Genomic DNA, 10107 nt, shown 5'->3' with positions numbered 1-10107 from the left:
TTTTTTATGGGTTGTAGTTAGGTAGCTACATTACTTAATACCAACCTAGCTACAAAACGCTAAATTATGCGTTTTCTACCGCTGTGCGTGGGTCAACATATTCCATGTTGAACGCTTCAGCTACTTCTTTGTAAGTTACTTGGCCTTTAATTACGTTTAAGCCTTTTAAGAAGTGAGCGTCATCTAGTAACGCCTTTTTATAACCTTTGTTTGCAAGGTTAATGATGAAAGGCAATGTTGCATTGTTAAGTGCAAACGTAGATGTGCGTGGAACAGCACCTGGCATGTTAGCAACACAGTAGTGAACAACTTCATCAACGATGAAAGTAGGATCAGCATGCGTTGTTGCTTTAGAAGTAGCAATACAGCCACCTTGGTCGATTGCAACGTCAACAATTGCAGAACCAGGTTTCATTGCTTTAATGTGCGCAGCAGTTACTAGTTTAGGTGCAGCTGCACCTGGGATTAGTACGCCACCAATTACTAAATCAGCTTCTAGTACGTGTTTTTCTAGAGCATCAGCAGTTGAGTAAATAGCTTTAACTTTATTACCAAACTGCGCGTCTAGTGCACGTAATACGTCGATGTTACGGTCAAGAACGACAACTTCAGCACCAAGGCCAACAGCCATTTGCGCTGCACTACGACCAACCATACCGCCGCCAATGATAACAACTTTAGCCGCTTCAACGCCTGGTACGCCACCTAGTAGCATGCCACGACCGTGGTTAGATTTTTCTAGCGCTTGTGCACCAGCTTGAATAGACATACGACCAGCAACTTCGCTCATAGGAGCAAGAAGTGGTAAACCACCGCGAGAGTCAGTTACAGTTTCGTATGCAATACAAATAGCTTTGCTTTTTACAAGGTCTTCAGTTTGTGGAAGATCAGGTGCAAGGTGTAAGTAAGTGAAAAGAATTTGGTCTTCACGTAACATTGCACGTTCAACAGCTTGTGGCTCTTTTACTTTTACAATCATGTCTGCTTTAGCGAAAACGTCAGCAGCAGTTGCTAAAATTTCAGCACCCGCTAGCGTGTAATCTTCGTTAGTAAAACCAATACCCATGCCTGCATCAGTTTCTACAATCACTTGATGACCGTGGTTTACTAATTCACGAACACTCGCAGGAACCATACCTACACGGTATTCATGGTTTTTAATTTCTTTAGGAACACCAATAATCATATCATTTGCCTTATTAAGAACGGATTAACATTTTTCACTATTATATTCATCATAAGCCCGTGTGTCTCACCTTTTTTAAAGTCAAATCTAGTGTTATCATCTATATAACAAAAATAAACAGCATAAAAAACTAGTTGGCACTATGCATCAGTTATTAGATAGAATTGACCGTAAAATTTTAATGGAATTACAGCACGATGGACGCCTTTCAAATGTTGAACTGGCCAGACGAGTTGGCCTAAGCGCCACGCCCTGTCTGGAGAGAGTGAAAAAGCTAGAACGGGAAGGCTACATACTTGGCTATAAAGCAGTGGTCGATCCAGCTAAGCTTGGGCAAGGTTTATCGGTGTATGTAGAAGTAACAATTACTAAAACATCTCCCGACGTATTTGATGAGTTTAGTGCGGCCGTTAAAAAGCACGAAGAAATTATCGAATGTCATTTAGTATCGGGTAATTTTGATTTTTTACTTAAAACGCGCGTAAATGATATGTCAGAATACCGTGGTGTATTAGGTGACATATTATTAAAATTGCCTAACGTTAGTGAAAGCCGAACTTATGTAGTAATGGAAGAAGTAAAAGGTGAGGAAGGCGTAATTATTCGTCCTTATATTACTTAAGGTTATTTATATTAGCTGCGTCATTTGCTTATATAAGCTCAAATTATAAAAACTTGTTCATAATCAGGCCATCAAGGTTAAGATAAAGTGCAACAAATTGCATTTCCTGCTAAGGTATTTCACTGCTAAGTAAGTGTGAATAAAAATAGAATAATAAAGAGGAATAGGGAACTATGCGCCTAAACGGTGTGCAAAGACTATTAGAAACAGGGCTGATTATCAGCACCTTTACGGCAATATTTATTTTATGTGCCTTGATCAGCTTTGATCCAGCAGATGCTGCATGGTCGCAAACTAGTTTTAGCGAAGTAAGCAACATCACAGGAGCAGCCGGTGCATGGATAGCCGACATTTTATTACTCACCTTTGGTTGGTTGGCTTACTTAGTGCCAGCGGCCATCCAGCTATTTGGCTACTTGCTATTTAAACAACCTCACCGCATTTTACAGCTTGATTACACCACCTTAGCGCTGCGTGTTATTGGTTTTGCTTTATTTATTACCTCAGCTACCGCTATTAGCAGTATCAATTTTGACGATATTTATAATTTTTCCTCTGGTGGGGTAGTGGGCGATGTTATTGCATCAGCCATGATGCCTGCGTTTAACTTTACCGGCACCTCTATATTATTGCTGTGTTTCTTTTTTGCAGGGCTTACCTTATTAACGGGTGTATCGTGGGTTGATTTTGTAGATTACCTTGGCGATTTAATGGTTAGGTTTTACCGCTTTATTGTATCGTACGCAAAAGGCTGGATGCACCGAGAACATGCTGCGGGCAAAGCAAATAATTACGATGAGGTAGACGCCCATTTTGAAGACGATATAAAAGAGCAAATAGAGCTGCCTACATCAGCTAAAAAAGCAGATAAACAAAAAGCAATTAATAAACCGCAAACGCCATTTAACGAGCCACAAATTAGTGACGAGTTTATGCCGTTTGACGAGCTTGACGACATACTCGATCAAGAAATTGGCTTTAGCGCCATAGACGACGAACCAATGGACACGGCCGCTGCATTAAACGCGCTTGACCAAAGCCCAGTTGTAGAGCCTGAAAAACCAGTTACAACCGTGGTATCGCCAGCAAGACCAATGCCTAAATCAAAAGCGCAATATCAACCACCGCCAACGGCAAAAGAGAAGTTTGAGCAATTATTAACGCAAGAGCCACCACCGGGGCCATTACCGTCGCTTGATTTACTCGACAGACCGGACAAAGCTAAAAACCCAATTTCGCAAGAAGAGCTCGATACAGTATCGCGCCTAGTAGAGACAAAACTACTCGACTTTAACGTACAAGCTAAAGTTGTAGCGGTATACCCAGGCCCTGTTGTTACTCGCTTTGAGCTGGATTTAGCGCCAGGTATTAAAGTGTCAAAAATTACAGGTTTGGCTAAAGATTTAGCCCGTTCGCTTTCGGCAATTAGTGTGCGTGTTGTAGAAGTTATACCGGGTAAAACATATGTTGGTATTGAGCTTCCTAATAAACACCGCGAAATAGTACGTTTGTCAGAAGTAATAAACGCGCCTAAATTTGAGCAAAATCCATCGCCACTTACTATGGTGCTAGGTAAAGACATTGCCGGTCAGCCGGTATGTGCTGATTTAGGTAAAATGCCACACTTATTGGTAGCCGGTACAACCGGTTCAGGTAAATCAGTGGGCGTTAATGTCATGATAGTAAGCTTGTTGTACAAATCGGGTCCTGACGATGTACGTATGATTATGATTGACCCTAAAATGCTTGAGCTATCAGTATACGAAGGCATTCCGCATTTATTGTGTGAAGTAGTCACCGACATGAAAGAAGCCGCTAACGCACTGCGTTGGTGTGTGGGCGAGATGGAACGTCGTTATAAATTAATGTCAGCATTGGGTGTGCGTAACTTAAAAGGTTATAACCAAAAAGTGCTTGAAGCCAATGAAGCGGGTTACCCGATTCTTGATCCATTATTTAAAGACACCGATGGCATGAAAGAAGGCCCAGACGAGCTAGGTAAATTACCCAGTATTGTTGTAGTAATTGACGAATTTGCCGACATGATGATGATTGTTGGTAAAAAAGTAGAAGAGCTGATTGCCCGCATAGCCCAAAAAGCACGTGCGGCAGGTATTCATTTAATACTGGCAACGCAGCGCCCTTCGGTAGATGTAATAACAGGTTTAATTAAAGCAAATATACCAACGCGTATGGCGTTTCAGGTATCAAGTAAAATAGACTCGCGTACCATACTTGACCAGCAAGGCGCAGAAAACTTACTGGGTATGGGCGATATGCTTTATTTACCACCAGGCACTAGCGTACCAGAGCGTGTACATGGCGCGTTTGTAGACGACCATGAAGTACACGCAGTAGTAAACGATTGGAAAGCGCGTGCTAAGCCAAATTACGTTGATGAAATACTCAATGGTGATGCCAGTGAAGATATTTTATTGCCAGGTGAAGCAAGCGAAAATGCAGACGAAGAGAACGATCCGTTATACGACGAAGCCGTATCGTTTGTAATTGAAACCGGCAAGGTATCGGTATCGTCAGTGCAACGTAAACTGCGTGTTGGTTATAACCGCGCAGCACGTTTAGTCGAACAAATGGAAACATCGGGTATCGTGAGCTCACCAGGTCATAACGGCGCTCGCGATGTATTAGTACCTAATGGAGCAAACTAATGAAAAAATTTAACGCCTTATTATTAGTGTTAGGCAGCGTACTTGCCGCACCAAGCTTTGCTGATGACAGCCAAGCATTACAAGACAGACTTGCTACTTTAAAAAGCTTTAAAGCGCAGTTTGCACAAAAAGTAACAGACAAAGAAGGCCAAGCTGTTATGCAAGGCGAGGGCACAATAGCGCTTCAACAGCCTATGATGATTCGCTGGCAGCAAACAAACCCAGACGATACATTATTTGTATCAAACGGCGATAAAACCTATTACTTCGACAGCTTTGCTGAGCAAGTAACAATTATGAAAACCAGCAGCCTAATCGACTCAACACCATTTGTGCTACTTACATCAAAAGACCCAGCACAGTGGGAAAAATACAGCGTACTTGCAACAAATACAGGCTTTAGTGTAACGCCAAATAAAGGCGTAGAAAGCCAAGTAGAACAACTTGATATAGCGTTTGCGGGTAACGAGCAAGGCCTTGCTAAACTAGTCGTTACCGACAACTCAGGGCAGCTATCGTCATTTACGTTTAACAATGCCCAAGTTAATACGCCGCTTGATAAAAGCACTTTTGAATTTACGCCTCCTGAAGGTGTTGAAATAGACGATCAGAGTAACGGTGAGTAATTTAGGATTTAATTTTGGGCCCGATGTACGGCCACTTGCTGCGCGTATGCGCCCCACAACGCTTGACGAGTACATTGGTCAGCAACACTTATTAAGTACTGATAAACCACTGCATCAAGCCATTGTCGCGGGGCGATGCCATAGTTTAATTTTATGGGGCCCGCCGGGTGTAGGTAAAACAACACTTGCGCAAATAATTGCCAACCATGCTGATGCCTCACTTATTCAAATGTCGGCGGTAACCGCAGGCGTAAAAGGTATACGTGACAGCGTAACGCAAGCGCGCGATAACCTAGAAAGCCGTGGCCAACGCACCCTTATGTTTGTTGACGAGGTTCATCGCTTTAATAAGTCTCAGCAAGATGCGTTTTTACCGCACATAGAAGACGGCACCTTTATATTTGTAGGTGCAACCACCGAAAACCCATCGTTTGCCCTTAACAACGCTATATTGTCGCGTGCACGTGTGTATGTTTTAAAATCGCTTGCCGATACCGACTTATACACCGTAATAGAGCGCGCACTTAAACAAGACGAGCAGCTAAGCCAAAAACACATCACTATTGCCGACAACGCTAAAAAGGCACTATGCCAAGCAAGTGGCGGCGATGCGCGTAAAGTACTTAATTTACTTGAACAAGCGGTTGATTTAACAACCGAGCAAAACGGTCAATACAACGTAGACGAGCACGTACTTAGCCAAGTTTTACCTACTCATTTAGCTAAATACGATAAAGGCGGCGATGAATTTTACGATTTAATATCAGCCTTTCATAAATCAGTACGTGGTAGCTCTCCCGATGGTGCGCTGTATTGGTATTGCCGAATTTTAGCCGGTGGTGGCGACCCTTTGTATGTAGCAAGGCGTTTACTTGCCATTGCAACAGAGGATATAGGTAACGCCGATCCGCGTGCGATGGAAGTGGCCTTAAATGCGTGGGATATATTTCAGCGAGTAGGGCCCGGCGAAGGCGAACGTGCAATTGCACAAGCCACATTGTATTTAGCCAGTGCACCCAAAAGTAATGCGGTGTATATGGCGTTTAATCAAGCCAAAGCAGACGCTCAAAACGAGCCAAGTTACCCAGTGCCAGAGCATTTACGTAATGCGCCAACTAACTTAATGAAAGACTTAGGGTATGGTGCTGAGTATCGTTATGCGCACAATGAAGAAGGTGCATTTGCCGCAGGTGAAAAATACTTACCACCAGAAATGGACGGCAAAGAATATTACTTACCGAGCGAGCGCGGACTTGAGCAAAAAATTAAACAAAAACTCGATTACCTAAAAGAGCGCGATGCGCAAAGCCCACTTAAACGATACGAAAATGATTAAACTTTATATGATGATCGCCCTTGGCGGAGCCTCAGGTGCGTGTTTACGGTTTTTTATTAGCGAAAGCATGCTAAAACTCCTCGGTAGGGGATTCCCTTTTGGCACGTTGACGGTTAATATTCTGGGTTCATTGTTAATGGGCATTTTGTACGGTTTGATAGATAAAGAAATTATCACCGCAAGCCCCGCCAAAACCCTTATCGGTATTGGCTTTTTAGGTGCATTAACCACCTTTTCAACATTCTCAATGGACTCGTTGTTGTTATTACAACAAGGTCACTTTATTAAAATGGCCCTCAATATCATCTTAAACGTGATGGTGTGTATTTTTATGGCTTGGCTGGGCCTTCAGCTAGTAATGCAAAAAGGTTAAAAAACTAACATGTTAGATTCTAAATTTTTACGTCAAGACATCGAACAAACTGCAGCGCGTTTAGCAGCTCGCGGTTACGAACTCGATGTCGCGACGGTAACGGCACTTGAAGAAAAACGCAAAACATTACAAGTAAAAACGCAAGAACTTCAAAGTCAACGTAATGCAAGCGCAAAAGCAATTGGTCAAGCCAAAGCTAAAGGCGAAGACGCACAGCCACTACTTGATGCAGTGGCTAACTTAGGCAGTGAGCTAGACGCCGCTAAAACAGAGCAAGATGAAGTATTAGCCGCAATTAACGACATTGCTTTAGCAATTCCAAACTTGCCAGACGAGTCGGTACCCGCAGGTAAAGACGAAGACGACAACGTTGAAATTTTAACGTGGGGCACACCTAAAAAATTCGATTTTGAAGTTAAAGACCACGTAGATGTAGGCCAAGACCTAAACGGCTTAGACTTTGAAATGGGCGTTAAAATTAGTGGCGCACGCTTTACTGTAATGCGCGGCCAAGTAGCGCGTATGCACCGTGCACTAACGCAATTTATGCTAGATACACATGCTGATAAAAACGGCTATACAGAAATGTATGTACCGTACTTAGTAAATAGTGCAAGCCTTTACGGCACGAGCCAACTACCTAAATTTGCGGGCGATTTATTCCACACATTAGGCCTTGTAAATGACGACGGCGAACAACAAGCCGGCTTTAGCTTAATTCCTACAGCTGAAGTACCGCTTACAAACAGCGCTCGCGACGAAATTTACGATGAAAGCGATTTACCAATTCGCTTAGTTGCCCACACTCCGTGTTTCAGAAGTGAAGCAGGCAGCTATGGTCGCGATACACGTGGCTTAATTCGTCAGCATCAGTTTGATAAAGTTGAACTTGTACAACTTGTAAAACCAGAAGACTCAATGGCAACGCTTGAAGAGTTAACAGGTCACGCAGAGCAAATACTACAAGCATTAGAACTTCCGTACCGTAAAGTAATTTTATGTATGGGCGACATGGGCTTTGGCTCAGCTAAAACATACGATTTAGAAGTATGGTTACCTGCGCAAGACACATACCGTGAAATTTCGTCTTGTTCAAACATGGCTGACTTTCAGGCGCGTAGAATGCAAGCACGTTTTCGTCGTGAAGGTGTTAAAAAGCCAGAGTTACTACATACACTAAATGGTTCAGGCTTAGCCGTTGGCCGTACACTAGTAGCCATACTAGAAAACTACCAACAAGCCGATGGCACAGTAGTAGTACCAGAAGTATTACGCCCATACATGGGTGGACTTGAAGTGATTGGTAAACAATAAAAATCAAGTTTAAGTTAAGCAAGCTTTAAGCTTGTAAATCTTAAGACGAAAGCCGCTGTTTGCAATGAACAGCGGCTTTTTTATTTTAGGTTAAAGGCAAAAGCTTAGAGAAAAATTTAAGTTATCTTATTAATAATATCGCTTACACCTATTTTTATAGCTCATTACTTTTTTGTCCGATATTACTGATCTCTACCATTTTGGGGCATTTCTACATCAAGGAAACTTAAATATCGGCTAACTAGTTGTTTACAAGTCCTTATTAGCTGGTTAAATTAGAACCTTTGTAATATTTGGACATTTGTCGGTTTATAAAGCGACAAATGTCGGATACAAAGTTGTTAGCTTCCTTGTGGATACTTTAAAGACTAACGCAATGATTTTGGCTCTTGAATGTGGGGCATTGTCCAATGATGATGTTGTAGAGTGGGCTGACCATCTAATATTGCAACAAGAAGAGCCTGACGAGGTTCTATTTGATTTATCAGTTTCGAAAAATATTTATGATGCGATTTCAGCGTTAGGAAAATTCGGTGAACATTCCAACAAGCATGATGTTGCAAAAGAAGCTTTTTCTTTGTTTCACGAAGCATTGAAATCTGGCAAAGCAACTTATGAACGAGTTACTCGTCAAGTCTATGATATGGCCTTTACTGAGTATCTACCAAATGACGATGTCTCATCAATGATGATGTGTTTCTGGGACGAGCTACACGACGCAAACTTGGGGATATATGGAGATGCGAAAGAAATCGAAAGTGAGTTTCTTAGTTTTCTTGCAAAGAACGGAAGCTAACAAACGATTTAAGTCGGACAAAAACAAGAGCGCTTTTCGCCGCTTAATCGGGTGTTAAATGGCTACCCTCACATCGGAGATATTTTGAGAAATCCATATACTACAAATAGAAACAGATTAGCGGATGTAATTGCTGCTATTCAAGTAATGGCAACTTATAAGTTTTACAAAGCTGAGCATTCAACTTGGGCTAAAAGAATCGAGGGTGATGAGTCCAATGGTGATTATTGGAAAACAATATTTGAAGAGCATCCTGAGTTTTTTCGCTTAGGTGGAGGTAGAAATAAAGCATCTTTAGTTTGGCGAAGAAATTATCAGAAGCTTTATAATGTCGACTTAGAAGAAAAAATTTCGAGAGAAAAATTTAAGGCTCTTACTGATGAACAGAGAGTTCGTATATCTAGAGTGCCATTAAGTAACGATGATATTTCAACGTTAATTAACACCGCAATCAATTTACATTCTAGTGAAATAGATCATAAAAAAGACTCTAGGTGGTGGGTCGCAATAGTATCTGGGTTAGTTGGTATTATTATTGGTTCTTTAATAAAAGTGTTTGCATAAAAGCGCATTTAATAAGGCATTTAAACGGAACAAAAACAGTGGGTTACGTTTCGCTTCGCTACACATTTTAACCCACTATTTTTGTCCGCTTAATGCGGCGTTAGGCAATTCAAAAGTATGAGTACAGATTTAGTCATCCAATTAATCATTTTAGCGACAGCTCTTGTTGGCTTGTATAAAGCTGCAACCTTTAAATCAGCCGAGAGTTCCTCTGATGGGAAATCTGAACCGAGTCCCGTGTCAGAAGCAGTTGCAGGACTTTTAAATTTTGTAGGTATATTTGCATTTATGTTAGCAATGCCTGCTTTTATTTGGGCATTTACAGCGATTACAAAAGATATAAACTCATCGTCTAATCGTAGTGACGCTATTCAATACACCATTCCATATGAAGTTAGTAAAAAACCTTCACAAACGGAACTTATGTTAGTTGCTGCTTCACAAATCCCATATGATTCATCTAGAGGTTCGGCATTAGAAAATGTTTCTAATTTTGCTATACAAGCAGGTGATTATAAAGTGGCAGTGTTGGCAGCCTCTTCTATTCCATATGAGTCTTCAAGAGGTATACAACTAGAAAAGGTTGTTAAAGCAATTGAAAAGCAGGCAGGTGAAAAATTG

10 protein-coding genes are annotated in these 10107 nt (G+C 41.6%); 9 read left to right on the top strand and 1 reads right to left on the bottom strand.

Going from position 1 to position 10107, the window contains the following annotated elements:
* Positions 1-64: 64 nt before the first annotated feature.
* Positions 65-1186: an alanine dehydrogenase gene (gene ald / locus P20429_RS10645; protein WP_007582987.1), complete on the bottom strand. Its 1122-nt coding sequence runs from the start codon at positions 1184-1186 to the stop codon at positions 65-67.
* A 142-nt stretch (positions 1187-1328) separates the two neighbouring features.
* On the opposite strand from ald, the gene lrp reads away from it, so the two are divergent.
* From lrp to P20429_RS19440, 9 genes are all read left to right on the top strand, one after another.
* Entirely contained in the window at positions 1329-1808 is a 480-nt protein-coding gene (gene lrp, locus P20429_RS10650) for a leucine-responsive transcriptional regulator Lrp (protein ID WP_007582985.1), read from the top strand.
* Positions 1809-1981: 173 nt separating this feature from the next.
* Complete coding sequence (locus P20429_RS10655) at positions 1982-4477, top strand: DNA translocase FtsK (RefSeq protein WP_007582983.1); 2496 nt, start codon at positions 1982-1984, stop codon at positions 4475-4477.
* The gene (gene lolA, locus P20429_RS10660; RefSeq protein WP_007582981.1) at positions 4477-5103 is read left to right on the top strand and encodes an outer membrane lipoprotein chaperone LolA; all 627 of its coding nucleotides are present in this window, start codon (positions 4477-4479) and stop codon (positions 5101-5103) included. Before P20429_RS10655 ends, lolA begins: the two co-directional genes overlap by 1 nt.
* The gene (locus P20429_RS10665; RefSeq protein WP_007582979.1) at positions 5096-6439 is read left to right on the top strand and encodes a replication-associated recombination protein A; all 1344 of its coding nucleotides are present in this window, start codon (positions 5096-5098) and stop codon (positions 6437-6439) included. Before lolA ends, P20429_RS10665 begins: the two co-directional genes overlap by 8 nt.
* Positions 6432-6812, top strand: a complete 381-nt coding sequence (gene crcB / locus P20429_RS19450) for a fluoride efflux transporter CrcB (protein ID WP_021032117.1) — start codon at positions 6432-6434, stop codon at positions 6810-6812. Before P20429_RS10665 ends, crcB begins: the two co-directional genes overlap by 8 nt.
* 9 nt (positions 6813-6821) lie before the next feature.
* Entirely contained in the window at positions 6822-8126 is a 1305-nt protein-coding gene (gene serS / locus P20429_RS10670) for a serine--tRNA ligase (protein ID WP_002962971.1), read from the top strand.
* Positions 8127-8427: 301 nt separating this feature from the next.
* Complete coding sequence (locus tag P20429_RS19445; RefSeq protein ID WP_237715155.1) at positions 8428-8922, top strand: hypothetical protein; 495 nt, start codon at positions 8428-8430, stop codon at positions 8920-8922.
* A gap of 84 nt (positions 8923-9006) precedes the next feature.
* The gene (locus tag P20429_RS10675) at positions 9007-9486 is read left to right on the top strand and encodes a hypothetical protein (RefSeq protein WP_007582977.1); all 480 of its coding nucleotides are present in this window, start codon (positions 9007-9009) and stop codon (positions 9484-9486) included.
* Between the two features lie 117 nt (positions 9487-9603).
* Positions 9604-10107: hypothetical protein (locus tag P20429_RS19440; protein ID WP_033026713.1), on the top strand; the 504-nt coding region annotated here is incomplete at its 3' end.

The organism is Pseudoalteromonas sp. BSi20429 (assembly GCF_000238895.1).
Classification (GTDB): Bacteria; Pseudomonadota; Gammaproteobacteria; order Enterobacterales; family Alteromonadaceae; genus Pseudoalteromonas; species Pseudoalteromonas arctica.
Note: the sequence above shows the minus strand (reverse complement) of the source record. Positions and strands in the feature narration are given on the sequence as shown.